Here is a 13,572-nt window from a genome sequence, read left to right as displayed (position 1 = left end):
CCGGATAGGATTTTTCCTATCTGGATCCTCTTTGTTTTACGAATAAGGCTTGGATTACAAAAGTGATTCTAATTCGTTAAGTCGGGTTTCGAAGACGTTGAAGGCTGCTTCGAGATAGTCTGGCTTAGTCATGTCGACGCCGGCCTTCTTCATAATCTCGATTGCGTAATCAGAACTACCTGACTTCAAGTAGTCCAAATAATGTGCCGTCGCATTTGGTTGGTTGGTGGTAATAAGTTGCGATAAGGATGAAGCTGCTGCAAAACCAGTCGAATACTGATAAACGTAGTAGTCGTAGTAGAAGTGCGGAATTCGCGACCATTCTAACGCGATTTCTGGATCTTTTTCGACCGCAGGGCCATAGTAGTGCGAGTTCAAATTGCCATAGAAGTCGCTCAAAGATTCTGCTGTCAGCGGTTCGCCATTAGCATCTGCGGTGTGAATATGATGCTCGAATTCAGCGAATTGTGTTTGACGATAAACCGTGCCTTTGAAGCCGTCCAAATAATAGTTCAAAATATAGGCACGAACTTTTGGATCGGTTTGTGTTTTGAGCAGGTATTCAGTGAGTAAGTTCTCGTTTGTGGTTGAAGCGATTTCTGCCAAGAAGATTGGATATTCACCGTATTGGTAAGGTTGGTTGTGACGCGTGTACCAACTATGAACACTGTGACCAGTTTCGTGTACTAAGGTATAGAGACTGTTGACGCTATCTTGCCAGTTCAATAATTCGTAGGGTGCTGTATCATAAGCACCACCAGAATAGGCACCGCTGCGCTTGCCTTTGTTCTCCACAACGTCGATATAACGGTTGTTGAAAATTTCGTCGACATGGCTCAAATAATCATCACCCAAAATTGCGAGCGCTTTTTTAGCTTCAGATTTGGCTTCTTCGAAGGTGTAGTTCAGAGGTGGTTCGCCAGTCAAAGGAACATACATATCATACATGTGTAAGTCATCGACGCCTAAAATCTTTTTGCGCAAGCTAACATAACGGTGTAATAACGGCAGATGTTGATTGACTTGTTCGACTAAGGTGTCATAAACCTGCTCAGGAATATTGTTCTTCGCCATTGCGGCAGCGCGTGCACTTGGATAATGATGAACTTTAGCTAAAAAATTATGACGTTTCGTTTCACCAGAGAGCGTTTGCGCCAGGGTGTTCTGAAATTGGTCATAGACACTATATAGGGCTGTAAAGGCATCTTCTCGAACTTCACGATTCGTTGATTCGATCAAAGCACCATAAAGACCGTTTGATAACTGGACGGTTTGTCCGTTCTCGTCTTGAACATAAGGGAATTCTAAATCAGAATTAGTCAAAACGCCGAAGGTTAAACTTGAAGACTCAAAAACTTCTTCCGCGCCGTTTAACAAGGCTTCAGAGTCAGCACTCAAGACGTGATTCTTTGTGAGGCGTAGACTCTCTAAATAATGAGCGTAATTTGCTAAACGTGGTTCTTCTTCAAGAAAGGTTTTAAGCTGATCATCACGAATAGCAATAATTTCTGGCTCAACAAAAGCAAGATCTGCTGAAACGTTGGCGACTAATGAGCTAACACGTGAATTCAAACCTTGAAAGTGATTATTGTTGGTATCTTGGTCACTCTTCATTGAAGCGTAGACGTAAGTTTTTTCTAACTTGCGAAAAGTTTCATGCGAGCGTTCGAGAACGTTGAATAATTGTGTGGCAGATTCACCAACCTTGTTCTTGGACTTGACGACTTCAGTCGCGAGTTGTTTAACTTGTTGAAAGTCAGCTTCCCAAGCTTGTTCTGTGGGATAGATCAATTCGAGGTTCCAAGTGAGTGCTTCTGGAACTTCTGCACGTGTGGGTAACGTTTTAATGTCAGTCATAGATTGGGCTCCTTATTCTTATAGATATGACTCATATTATATGCTTTATCAGGACTAACACCAATAGTCATTGCGGACTTTTTGGGTGAATAATTTGCTTAAAAGAATTATAAATTAGTATTGGAAAGATGCCGATCCTGCAAAAGTGTATTAGGCTAAAGGAAATGAGGGGGAATCCTGAACGGTGATGGATTCTTAGAATGGTCGAGTGTTAGCCATTCGAATGAACGGGAGTAGATTACATGGAGCGACAAAAACGTCGTCAACTCAAACGTAACGAATTATTGGCGGTCACGATTGATAAAGAACCACATCATACGATTGGCCGAAGTCTTTTAGTTTGCTTATTCGCCGTCATCTTTGTCGTTGGCGCATACGCGTTACGATTGTACGGTCAAACAAAATCAGCGTTGGAATCAACCTATCAGTCAGCCGGTGCAATTCAATCCGCGACGGTCTTTAAAAACAAAAAGCCATTCTCAATCTTGTTACTTGGTGCAGACACGGGTGCCCTTGGTCGAACCTATCAAGGGAATTCAGATACAATGATCGTTGTTACGGTCAATCCTCAAACCGAAAAAGTCGTGTTAACAAGCGTTCCGCGAGATACCATGGCGCAAATTATTGGGACGAAGGAATTCACCGTTCAAAAAATCAATGCGGCATACATGCATGGTGGATCGGAGATGGCGATGGACACCGTTAATAGCTTACTAAATATGACAATTGATTATTACCTAACCATCAACATGGGTGGTTTGCAAAAAGTGGTCGATGCGTTAGGCGGCGTTGATGTCGACGTGCCATTCGATTTTAGTTATGCGGGTTCGACTTTCAAGAAGGGTCAACAGCACTTGAATGGGACTGAGGCGTTATCCTATGCGCGGATGCGTTATGACGATCCTAATAATGATTACGGTCGGCAAATGCGCCAGCGTCAGATCATCACGTCTGTTATCAAGTCGGCGATGTCAACTGGCACACTAGCAAATTTCAAAGAGGTTCTGAATTCTGTTTCTAAAAACATGAAGACGAATTTGACGTTCAACGACATGATTACGATTTTTCAGAATTATCGTTCGGCCGGGCGTACGATCAAGAGCGACTATATTCATGGCGTTAACGCAACGATTGATCATTCTTCCTATCAAATCGCATCAACGGAAGAATTGCAACGCGTCTCTGACAACCTACGGACCGAAGTAGGCTTATCCAAAGAAACACTTGATAATGAAGAGACACGACAAAATGAATTGAACGCAAACAAAAATGGGTTTGTTTTCAATGATCCAAGCCATAACCAAGTCTTTAACGTCTATGAACAAGATAGTGACGATCAAGTTATTTCTTACTAGCTAATTTGACCATGTGTTTGTTAAATTAAAGCTGTGAAAGAACGCCTGATCAATTTAATCGAAGCCATTGTCTCGTCAAAAAATAGGGTGGCGCACTCAAAAATGTCGGTGTTTGACTTTGCGTTAGCGTACTGATTATCATCAAACTTTGTGCTTTGAGATGAAAGTTAGTATAATAAGGATAGCGTTTCTAAGGAGGAACCATGTAGATGGCGAAGAAAATCTTAGTTGTTGATGACGAGAAACCTATTTCCGACATTGTTAAGTTTTCGCTAACGAAAGAAGGATACGATGTTTACGTCGCATTCGATGGCGAGGAAGCACTCAAGAAAGTTGAAGAAGTTGATCCGGATTTAATTTTATTAGATTTAATGTTACCAAAAGTCGATGGCTTGGAAGTTGCGCGTGAAGTCCGGAAGACGCACGACATGCCAATTATTATGGTCACGGCCAAAGACTCTGAGATCGATAAAGTCATCGGGCTTGAATTAGGTGCTGATGATTACGTGACCAAGCCATTTTCGAATCGTGAACTAGTGGCACGTGTGAAGGCTAATTTACGTCGACAAGCCACAGCGGTTGCAGATGCTGATGAAAGCTCACATCATGAGATTGACGTCGGTGATCTGACGATCTATCCAGATGCTTATGACGTTGCTAAGCGTGGCGAAAAAATTGAGTTGACTCATCGCGAGTTCGAATTATTGCACTATCTGGCGAAACATCTTGGCCAAGTGATGACGCGTGAACATTTATTGCAAACTGTTTGGGGTTATGACTATTTCGGTGATGTGCGTACAGTTGATGTCACGATTCGCCGACTTCGTGAAAAAATCGAAGATGATCCAAGCTATCCCAAGTGGATCGTTACGCGACGTGGTGTAGGTTACTTCTTGAAAAATCCAGACAACGAATAATTGTGTCGTTTTTTTGAGTGTCAACTAAATTGCGTGAACATGTTGGTAAAGGGGTAAAACGGGCAGATTAAGGGTAATACAGGCGAGAGACTGGAAGCAGTTGTTGGCCGATTGTCTTGAGACCGTTTTAGCTCTTTTTTGATTTTTAAATGACGGTCTTTATAAATCAGTGCTGTTTCATGACAGAATTCGAGTCAGCCTGAAAAAAAGCGTGATCGTTCAGCATATATCGTCATCAATGGCGACGGACACATTAGAAGGAAGTGAATGTGCGCTTTTAGCGTGACATCCCGAATGAATGGAAAAATTCGACTTTTTCAATCGATTCATTTTAAAATTGCGATTGTTTTCGTGCTGTTACTCTTAGCTACCATTGAAATCATTGGGGCTTATTTCGTGAAGCAATTGGAACAACAGAATGTTGATAATTTCGAAAGTATGGTGACAATTCAGCCATATATTTCGACACAGTTGGTGACGGAACTCTCAACGGATGATACGGAAACGGCTAATCGTAGCGTTAAGAACATTGTCGCTGATATTGATAACTCATCGATTTCGGAAGTCTTGGTTGTCGATAATAAGGGCGTGATTCGAGGCACGAGCAATGCGAATGATCAAGCTAGCATTGGGCAGCGGACGCCGAAGTCGGATATCAAGAGTGTCATCTATGCTAATCGCAAAAAAACCGAGATTACGTCAACTCGAGATGGCAGTTATTATACGTCGATCACACCACTGACGAATCAGAGTACCGACGCGAATCAAGTTGTCGGTGCCATTTATGTGCGCGCAAGCATGGATACCGTTTATCGCAATATTAATCAAGTGACGGTGATTTTTCTGACGGCGTCATTAGTTGCAGGATTGCTGGGTATGATTATCGCGATTTTTATTGCACGGGCAATTACACAGCCTATTGATGAAATGAAAAAACAAGCGATTCAAATTGCGGACGGTGATTATTCTGGTCAGGTTCGTATTTACGGTCACGATGAATTGGGACAATTAGCATTTGCCGTAAACAACCTATCGATTCGTGTTGAAGAAGCACAGGAAGTTTCTGACGCGGAACGGCGTCGATTGGATTCTGTGTTGAGTCACATGACGGACGGCGTTATAGCGACAGATCGACGCGGGAATGTGACCATCATCAATGAAGCGGCTCAAGGCTTTTTGAATACAACGGGTGACGACACGATCGGTGAATCAATTTTAACCGTGCTGGGTATTGAAAAAGAATATTCTTTCCGTGATTTGCTGGAGAATAAACGCGATATGGTCATTGAACCCGACACACAAAATGACGAAGACGAGCAAACTGTGTCGCCAGATCATGCACGTCATTTGATTTTACACGTCGACTTTTCATTGATTCAGCGCGAGACTGGTTTCATCAGCGGACTTGTCTGCGTGTTACATGACGTTACGGAGCAAGAGAAGAATGAGCGTGAACGCCGTGAATTCGTCTCCAATGTGTCTCACGAGTTGCGGACGCCACTGACGAGTGTTCGCAGTTATATTGAAGCGTTGAGTGATGGTGCTTGGCAGGATGAGAAATTGGCGCCACAATTCCTAACGGTCACACAAGAAGAGACCGATCGGATGATTCGAATGATCAATGAGTTGTTGGCACTCTCACGCTTGGACCAAGGAACTGCGAAGATGGAATTAGAATACGTCAACTTCAACGAGTTCTTTAATTACATCCTTGATCGATTCGATATGATGTTAAAGACTGATCCTAAACAAAAACGTTATCGAATTGAACGTGAATTCACCAAACATGATTTGTGGGTCGAAATAGATACCGATAAAATGATGCAAGTGATTGATAACATTATGAATAATGCGATTAAGTATTCTCCAGATGGTGGTGTCATCACGACACGCTTGATTGAGAGCCACAACAATCTAGTGGTCAGCATCAGCGATCAAGGCTTAGGAATTCCGCGTAAAGATATTTCTAAGGTCTTTGATCGTTTCTATCGTGTCGATAAGGCACGCTCTCGCAAACAAGGTGGGACCGGATTAGGGCTGGCAATTTCGAAAGAAGTTGTTGAGGCACATCATGGCCGCATCTGGGTCGATAGTGCAGAGGGCCGCGGCTCCACATTTTATATTTCATTGCCATATGAACCTTATGAAGATGGAGGTGAGTGGAGTGAGGAGAACTAGCCTGTTAGTCCGAATCAGTTTGATTATCGTTGTCTTATTGAGCTTAGTCTTGAGTTTCTTGATCTGGACAAACAATCAACGTTACGAAAAGAGAACGGATACTCAAACCGCAACTAAGCGTGATGTGACCAATAGCAATAATACGCAACAAAATTTGGAACAAGTTTACTTACCGGTCGAGGTTTTGACGATCGATAGCCAGAAGCAGCCACGAATCGTTTATAATCATAAAGAGAGTTTAACTTCCGAAATTCGCGAAGCGATGCAAAAGTGGCATATTCGTAAGGCACGTGTAAGCCCAGCAAAGTACTCAGAATTAACGACGCGGATGAATACGGTCCAACTGGTTTATCATGATCAAATTTCATTACAACTCTTCGGTAAACTGATTGGTCAGACGGCCTTGAAGGGTGCTGTTCGCGACCATACTTTTAACCGAGTTATTTTTTCGACCGAAGGCAATATCAACAAGGTCTTTTTCGTCAACGATCAAACGAACAACATCTGGCAGAGTCAAGTCACTCACGCTAATGTCAGCCAGATATTGTCCTTGCTACGGACAGCTGATTTTTCAGCAAAGGTGTCGTTGCAGAACATGCAGGGGCAGTTGCGGACGTTCTATCCAGAAGGGCTCTCGCTGCGACCTTATAGTTATTTGATCACTCGCCGCAACGAGAACACCTATATTTCTGCGCTTTTAAGTGATAGCGCCAATTCATCCGTCGATACACATGAATCTGGACATGAAACGACTTACTCGGCGGGTAACTACAATGATTATCAACTCACTGTGGATCATTCGACGGATCAATTGAAATACTTGGATAATACAGAAACAGATATTCCAGCGACGTTGCAGTTATTGCTAGAACAAAGTTTAAAGGCCATCATTTCGATCGATAATCCTTTGACAGATGTCCGGTTTTTCAGTACCGAAACAGGCAACGACATGGTTTCATTCAGAAGCTATGTTGAAGGCTTTCCAATTTTTCAGAAGAGTGATTTTGGTGCCTTTAAGGTGACGTATACAAACTCCGGGAGTCGAGTCGATTTTTCAAGTCGAATCTTGCAAGTTCCTGTGCCAGCAACGAATGGTCGAGTTAAACTTCCTGCAACCACAACTATCTTGAGTCAACTGAACGAAGCCGGTTATGCGCAAACTGAAATTCAAGATATTGCGGTGGGTTATCGCTGGATCCCGGATAAGGAATCTACAGATATTATTGACCTGAATCCCACCTATTATGTTCAGATCGGTAACAAGTGGCGCGATTATCACGACTGGCTCACAGATAAGTCGGGGGTGAACTAAATGGATTTTCGACGAATTGAATGGATATTTCTCGTGGTATTTATTGCGTTGGATATTTTTTTAGCGACTTCTTATTTACAAAATAATAGCAATATTGTTATTTCCGATGACCAGAGCACTTCGACGAGCGACACAATTCTGCAGGATATGCGTGATGATAATATTACGGTTGGTAGCTTGTCGACGAAGCAAGGTGAGGGCTATTATTTGTCCAGCCAAAATGAAGATGAATTACGCGCGCATATGGATCATCTAGTAGGCCAGTCTTATTCATACAATGCCATGACGCATCTAGTAGGCCAGTCTTATTCATACAATGCCATGACGCATACACTGACGAGTCAATTTACCACGGTTTTAAGCTATGACCAAAAAGAAATGGTCAGCAAGTTAAAATCGTTTATTAAAGATAGTAACAATGTTATTTTTGGGACTGAATATACTTATGAAGCCGCCTTATCTGACCCTAAAAAAAATATTGTCTTCGTTCAAAAGTCGAAACATGGGGTACTGTTAGACACACAAGCCGAGCTGATTTTTAAAGTTTCGGGGACCTCCGTGACTGGCTACACGCAGACTTACATTTCGGATCTCACGGTTCTACGTGAGAAACAAACAACGATCAGTGCATTTGATGCGGTGCAACTTTTATACATTTCGAGTGAAATTCCAGAAAATTCAAAGGTTGTGTGGTATAAACTTGGCTATTCTGAACTCATTGATGTCCGTGGCAGTGTGATTTACGTGCCAGTTTGGAATATCCTTATTCAGCATAAAGGAACTAAAAATGAATCGCTGAAGAAAGTCAACGCGTTTTCTAGTACGGTCATTAAAAACTCAACAACATCGATCAGCGGAAGTTCGTCGAGTACGAAGCAATCTTCTAGCTCGACTTCGACGAAGAGTAGCACCAACGCTGCTATCCTGAATGATTAGGGCGTCGGTGCGAAGTTGATTGGTTATTTAGTTGGAATCAGTTTATTTATTGAAGGGGAGCTTTAACAGATGGCTTTGGAAGAAAGCCAAGGCATGGCTGTTAGTGTCTTAGCTAGCAGCAGTTCTGGCAACGTGACGTACATTGAGACACCTCATCAGAAAATTCTGATAGATGCAGGATTATCTGGTAAAAAAATCGCTGCACTAATGGCCAGCATCGGTCGTGATTTAAACGATGTTGACGCATTATTTGTGACCCATGAACATTCAGATCATATTCGCGGTGTGGGAGTCTTAGCACGAAAATATCATCTCGATGTTTATGCGAATGAAGGCACTTGGCAAGCGATGGCGCCGAAGATCGGTAAAATTGACGTCAGTCAACAACATCTTATTAAAACGGGTGGCTTTGTCACTTTAGGTGATATGGATATTGAAAGCTTCGGTGTTTCGCATGATGCCGCTGAACCACAGTTCTATCAGGTTCACCATGATAACAAGGCCTTTGCGATTCTAACTGACACAGGCTATGTCTCTGATCGTGTCATGGGGACGATCAAAAACGCAGATGGTTACCTGATGGAATGTAATCATGATCTAAATATGTTGCGTAATGGTGCCTATCCGTGGTCATTGAAACAACGAATTTTGAGTGATCGTGGTCATTTATCGAATGAAGATGGTGCGGAGACATTAATGGATGTTTTAGGCAACCACACGAAACAAATTTTCCTTGGACATCTGAGTCAAGAGAATAATTTTAAAGACTTAGCACACGCGACGGTTACTGGATTCTTGAAGAATCATGACTTTGCAGTTGGACATGATTTCAAGATCATGGATACCGATCCTGAGGTCGCGGATCCGTTGACGTTGATTTAAGTCAATTAATTATGAGCGTCATTACGGGCTTCGCCTTCATTTTTTGAGCATTAAATTACCAAAAAACGCACGATTAGTTTACGATTTATCAGTGGTTACTTCATAGTTTTTTCATATTTTAACAGTAACATGATAGATGAATGATCAGCAAAAAGACTGTGATTTATGGGAGATGTGAATAATGGATAAACGTAAAAATACCAAAGGAATTTCATTATGGCAAATTGCGATTGTGGCCGTTATTTCTGCATTGATTGGTGGCGCAATTGCTTATTCAGGGTTCACGATGTTAAATCAGAACACGGCAACGAATAGTGCTGATTCAACCAGCACGTCGAAATCGGCAGGGACAACTAAAGTAAGCAACGTTTCGGTGAAGACAAGTAGTGCAATGACAAAGGCGTTTAGCAAGGTTGAAGGTGCCGTTGTTTCGGTCATTAATCAACAACGCCAAAGCGATAACGAAGATGATCTTTTCTCTGGCCTTTTCGGTGACAGTAGTCGTGATTCTGATAGCTCTAGTTCCAGCTCTTCTGAGTTGGAAACAGTCAGTGAAGGTTCCGGTTTGATCTATAAAAAAGCAGACGAGAAAGCTTATATCGTCACGAATAATCATGTGGTTTCCGGTTCAGACAAAATTGAAGTTATTTTGGCAGATGGTACCAAATTAACGGCTAAAACGGTAGGTACCGATGCAACAACTGACCTAGCTGTTTTGTCCATTGATGGGGCAAAAGTGTCGACAGTCGCTAGCTTTGGTGATTCTGCAGCTATCACCGCCGGAGAACCCGTCATTGCAATTGGGTCGCCTTTAGGTAGTCAATATGCAACTTCAGTGACGCAAGGTATCGTCTCTGCGAAAACGCGGACGATTGATGTGACTGATGAAGATTCTCGTCAAGTTACTGGACAAGCAACGGTTATCCAAACGGATGCCGCAATTAATCCTGGTAATTCAGGTGGCCCATTGGTTAATAGTGAAGGCCAAGTAATTGGGATCAATTCAAGTAAACTTGCGTCGAGTTCTGATGGGACGTCAGTTGAAGGGATGGGATTTGCGATTCCAAGCAACGAAGTCGTTCAGATTGCTAATCAATTAGTCACAAATGGTAAAGTTTCTCGTCCAGCTTTGGGTGTTTCAGTTGTCGATTTGACGAACGTTTCTGCTGATCAACAAAAATCGACATTGAAGTTACCATCGAGTGTGACAGGTGGTGTCGTGATTGCCTCTATTGATTCAGATTCACCAGCTAAAACTGCCGGCTTGAAGAAATACGATACGATCGTTGAAATCGATGGCAAGAAGATTGACAGCATCGCTAAGATCCACACCGTTTTATACAGCCATGCAATTGGTGATACGGTGACGGTGAAATATTATCGTGATGGCAAACTACAATCTGCTAAGGTCACGCTTAACAAGGAAGCCTCAAGCACGACTTCATCAAGCTCAAGTAGCAGCAGATAATCTTTCAAGGCTAATAAATTAAGCATTAGGACTGAAATAATCTTATTTCGAGGTTTCATCTCGGCGTAAGGTTATTTTTTTGCCTTTTTTTGACGGACGGGTCAGCGCGTTGATCTGTGAAACTCGTCTAAAATTATATGGGTGAGAGGTTGTGAAAGGCGACATAGATAGCGTATGATGTGAATAGATTTAAGCCACACGCGGGTGTTTTCGACGGGCCGATTGAGAGACTCGTCAAATATTTACCGCATGCGATAGGAGCGTTCAATTCAGATGACGGAAGAAATTACGGTGCTACCACTTAAAACTGATTTAGTGATCGATACTTGTTTACTGGCGGGACGAATCATGATTGAAAGTGGCTCCGAAATGTATCGAGTGGAGGACACAATCGCCCGAATCGCGCGCAATGCGGGTGTGATGAACAGTGTGGTCTATACGACACCCACCGGGTTGTTTTTCGGGATCAAGGGTGAAACTGTTTCGGAGTTGCGGCAAGTCACACAACGAACGATCAACCTGGAAAAAGTTCAACAGGTCAACACGTTATCGCGTCAATTTGCGGAACGAAAAATTACACTTGAAGCACTTCATCAAGCCCTGGAAGAACTCGATCAAAGCCAAATCTTTTTCCCATTCTGGTTGCAAGTAATCTCGGCGATGGTTGTCAGCAGCACGTTGATGATCTTGTTCTCGGGTGTCTATGATTGGGATGACTTAGCGATTACAGGCCTGATCGGCGGCTTCGGTTATGTGGCCAACTATTATGTGAATAAATGGACGCGCGTCAAATTTTTAAGTGAGTTTGTGGCGGCATTCGTGATTGGTGTGCTGGCTTATATTGCAACGCATGTTGGCTTGGGACGTAGCATGGATCATATCTTGATTGGTGCGATCATGCCACTGGTTCCAGGTGTACCATTGACGAATTCGATTCGCGATATGTTTGCCGGCCATTTATTAACGGGGACGATTCGTGGAATCGAAGCAATTTTAACCGCGGCGGCAATTGGTGTTGGCATTGGCATCGTCTTCCGCTTCTTCTATTAGGTGAAAAAATGACATTATTAACGAAATTGATCATACAAACAATCTTTAGCTACTTAGCAACGACAGCATTTGCCATCTGTATTAATCTTCCTCGGCGTGCATTGAACGCCTGTGGGATTTGTGGGACGGCAGGTTGGTTGACCTACTGGTGCCTTTTTGAATTGGGGAGCGGCCGAATGGTGGCCAATCTGATGGGATCGTTAGTTCTGGGGATTATGGGCCTTTATTTTGCTCGAATCAAAAAAATGCCGGCCATTCTTTTTAACATTCCTGGAATCGTCCCGCTCGTTCCAGGCGCAACCGCGTATCAGGCGGTTTACGAAATGGTGTTGGGGAGTGTAGATAAGGCGATTATCTATACTTTTCGAGTGGTTCTTGTGGCCGGCGCCATTGCCGTTGGGTTTATGTTGACGTCGTTATTGAGCGAAATCTTAACACATTTCCGTCAACACCGATCGACTAGTAAATCTTAGACAGCTGTGTTATACTGACTTCATGCGATGAGTCGTATACCCCGTAATAGGGGATGAGTGGCATATCTTCTGCTTTAAGCAGCCCGCCGGATTTGTGGGATAGATATGTTTAGGCCTAGTTGTGGAGCGAAACCTAGTTGCTTAGAAATAAGTACCACGGAGGAGTTCCAATTCAGTCATCTGACTGGGTTGGAACTTTTTTTAATGCAGCTGTTCGCCAGTGATTGCTGGATGAATCATGACATTAAAAAGGATTTTTGAATGGACACAAGTTTATCATGAAAAATGTTACAATATGGGCAGAGAGATTGGAGTGTGGATCATGTTTCATAATGTTGATCTAAAGAGTCTGAGTAGTCTAGAATTGGACGTTTATAATTACATCATTAGTCATCCTAAGCAAGTCCAAAGTTTGACGATTCGCGAATTAGCACAGGCTGCACACGTTTCGACGACAACCATTAGCCGGTTTTGCGCGAAGTTAAATTTGTCAGGCTTTTCGGAATTGAAGTATGTGATTCGTGATGAACTTCATGCCGAACAACGTGTTTATCCGAGTTATGATTTAAACACGCCACTGACAGAATTCTTTACCAAGGTTTCGCGCGATGAATTTGATCAGAAAATTAATGATTGGCTCGAATTAGTCTTCGATGCGCAATTGGTGATTTTGCTGGGGATCGGCACGAGTGGTAGTCTTGCAAATTACGGGGCGCGCTTCTTGAACAATGCTGGTGCACTTGCGTTTGCATTGACAGATCCATTCCAGCCAGATGCTCACCACATTCATGATTTATCAGATTGTCTAGTGGTTGTTTTATCTGTATCGGGTTCGACGGAACAAGTTTTGAAACAAGCCTCTGAGTTTAAGCAACACCATGCCAAGATCGTTGCCATCACGAATCAAGAGTATTCTCCATTAGCTCGTTTGGCTGATTTGACGGTTTCTTATTACATGCCGGAACGTAATGTGGGTGATAATATCAATATGACGACACAAGTTCCAGTTGTTTATTTGCTGGAGACAATTGCTAATCGTTACGCTGACAAGGTCTACAAGGAATAAGAAACATGTTACATGAACGGAACAATTTCTTTTTGTAACACCCGTACCAATTTACCGAAAAAGCCTTTTCATGTTCGG

11 protein-coding genes are annotated in these 13,572 nt (G+C 42.8%); 10 read left to right on the top strand and 1 reads right to left on the bottom strand.

What is annotated here, in order from left to right; all coding sequences use genetic code 11:
* Nucleotides 1–54: 54 nt before the first annotated feature.
* Nucleotides 55–1,848 (bottom strand): oligoendopeptidase F, encoded by a 1,794-nt coding sequence (gene pepF, locus FC15_RS04130; protein WP_057824347.1) that lies wholly within the window; start codon nucleotides 1,846–1,848, stop codon nucleotides 55–57.
* A gap of 251 nt (nucleotides 1,849–2,099) precedes the next feature.
* Between pepF and FC15_RS04125 the strand changes: the two genes are divergently transcribed.
* The 10 genes from FC15_RS04125 to FC15_RS04080 all read left to right on the top strand — a co-directional run bounded on the left by FC15_RS04125 (nucleotide 2,100) and on the right by FC15_RS04080 (nucleotide 13,494).
* Nucleotides 2,100–3,212 (top strand): LCP family protein, encoded by a 1,113-nt coding sequence (locus tag FC15_RS04125; RefSeq protein WP_057824243.1) that lies wholly within the window; start codon nucleotides 2,100–2,102, stop codon nucleotides 3,210–3,212.
* Nucleotides 3,213–3,421: 209 nt separating this feature from the next.
* Nucleotides 3,422–4,129: a response regulator YycF gene (yycF, locus tag FC15_RS04120; protein WP_057824241.1), complete on the top strand. Its 708-nt coding sequence runs from the start codon at nucleotides 3,422–3,424 to the stop codon at nucleotides 4,127–4,129.
* A 294-nt stretch (nucleotides 4,130–4,423) separates the two neighbouring features.
* On the top strand, nucleotides 4,424–6,307 hold the full coding sequence (gene walK / locus FC15_RS04115; RefSeq protein ID WP_057824239.1) for a cell wall metabolism sensor histidine kinase WalK: 1,884 nt from the start codon (nucleotides 4,424–4,426) through the stop codon (nucleotides 6,305–6,307).
* Entirely contained in the window at nucleotides 6,294–7,619 is a 1,326-nt protein-coding gene (gene yycH, locus FC15_RS04110; protein WP_057824237.1) for a two-component system activity regulator YycH, read from the top strand. Before walK ends, yycH begins: the two co-directional genes overlap by 14 nt.
* Nucleotides 7,620–8,555: a two-component system regulatory protein YycI gene (locus FC15_RS04105; RefSeq protein WP_057824235.1), complete on the top strand. Its 936-nt coding sequence runs from the start codon at nucleotides 7,620–7,622 to the stop codon at nucleotides 8,553–8,555.
* Nucleotides 8,556–8,624: 69 nt separating this feature from the next.
* Nucleotides 8,625–9,437 carry an MBL fold metallo-hydrolase gene (locus FC15_RS04100; protein WP_057824233.1) on the top strand — a complete coding sequence of 271 codons (813 nt, stop codon included), beginning with the start codon at nucleotides 8,625–8,627 and terminating at the stop codon, nucleotides 9,435–9,437.
* A gap of 181 nt (nucleotides 9,438–9,618) precedes the next feature.
* Nucleotides 9,619–10,905: a S1C family serine protease gene (locus tag FC15_RS04095; protein WP_057824231.1), complete on the top strand. Its 1,287-nt coding sequence runs from the start codon at nucleotides 9,619–9,621 to the stop codon at nucleotides 10,903–10,905.
* Between the two features lie 273 nt (nucleotides 10,906–11,178).
* Nucleotides 11,179–11,955 (top strand): threonine/serine exporter family protein, encoded by a 777-nt coding sequence (locus FC15_RS04090; protein WP_057824229.1) that lies wholly within the window; start codon nucleotides 11,179–11,181, stop codon nucleotides 11,953–11,955.
* An 8-nt stretch (nucleotides 11,956–11,963) separates the two neighbouring features.
* Nucleotides 11,964–12,428: a threonine/serine exporter family protein gene (locus tag FC15_RS04085; protein WP_057824227.1), complete on the top strand. Its 465-nt coding sequence runs from the start codon at nucleotides 11,964–11,966 to the stop codon at nucleotides 12,426–12,428.
* A gap of 322 nt (nucleotides 12,429–12,750) precedes the next feature.
* On the top strand, nucleotides 12,751–13,494 hold the full coding sequence (locus FC15_RS04080; RefSeq protein ID WP_057824225.1) for a MurR/RpiR family transcriptional regulator: 744 nt from the start codon (nucleotides 12,751–12,753) through the stop codon (nucleotides 13,492–13,494).
* Nucleotides 13,495–13,572 lie beyond the last annotated feature (78 nt).

Source organism: Lapidilactobacillus concavus DSM 17758, from assembly GCF_001435835.1.
Lineage (GTDB): Bacteria > Bacillota > Bacilli > Lactobacillales > Lactobacillaceae > Lapidilactobacillus > Lapidilactobacillus concavus.
Note: the sequence above shows the minus strand (reverse complement) of the source record. Positions and strands in the feature narration are given on the sequence as shown.

What these genes read in the sequence shown, in the direction of transcription:
- FC15_RS04090 (WP_057824229.1), top strand. Translation starts at nt 11,179, where the DNA reads ATGACGGAAGAAATTACGGTGCTACCACTTAAAACTGATTTAGTGATC.
- walK (WP_057824239.1), top strand. Translation starts at nt 4,424, where the DNA reads ATGAATGGAAAAATTCGACTTTTTCAATCGATTCATTTTAAAATTGCG.
- FC15_RS04080 (WP_057824225.1), top strand. Translation starts at nt 12,751, where the DNA reads ATGTTTCATAATGTTGATCTAAAGAGTCTGAGTAGTCTAGAATTGGAC.
- FC15_RS04095 (WP_057824231.1), top strand. Translation starts at nt 9,619, where the DNA reads ATGGATAAACGTAAAAATACCAAAGGAATTTCATTATGGCAAATTGCG.
- FC15_RS04100 (WP_057824233.1), top strand. Translation starts at nt 8,625, where the DNA reads ATGGCTTTGGAAGAAAGCCAAGGCATGGCTGTTAGTGTCTTAGCTAGC.
- yycF (WP_057824241.1), top strand. Translation starts at nt 3,422, where the DNA reads ATGGCGAAGAAAATCTTAGTTGTTGATGACGAGAAACCTATTTCCGAC.
- FC15_RS04085 (WP_057824227.1), top strand. Translation starts at nt 11,964, where the DNA reads ATGACATTATTAACGAAATTGATCATACAAACAATCTTTAGCTACTTA.
- FC15_RS04125 (WP_057824243.1), top strand. Translation starts at nt 2,100, where the DNA reads ATGGAGCGACAAAAACGTCGTCAACTCAAACGTAACGAATTATTGGCG.
- FC15_RS04105 (WP_057824235.1), top strand. Translation starts at nt 7,620, where the DNA reads ATGGATTTTCGACGAATTGAATGGATATTTCTCGTGGTATTTATTGCG.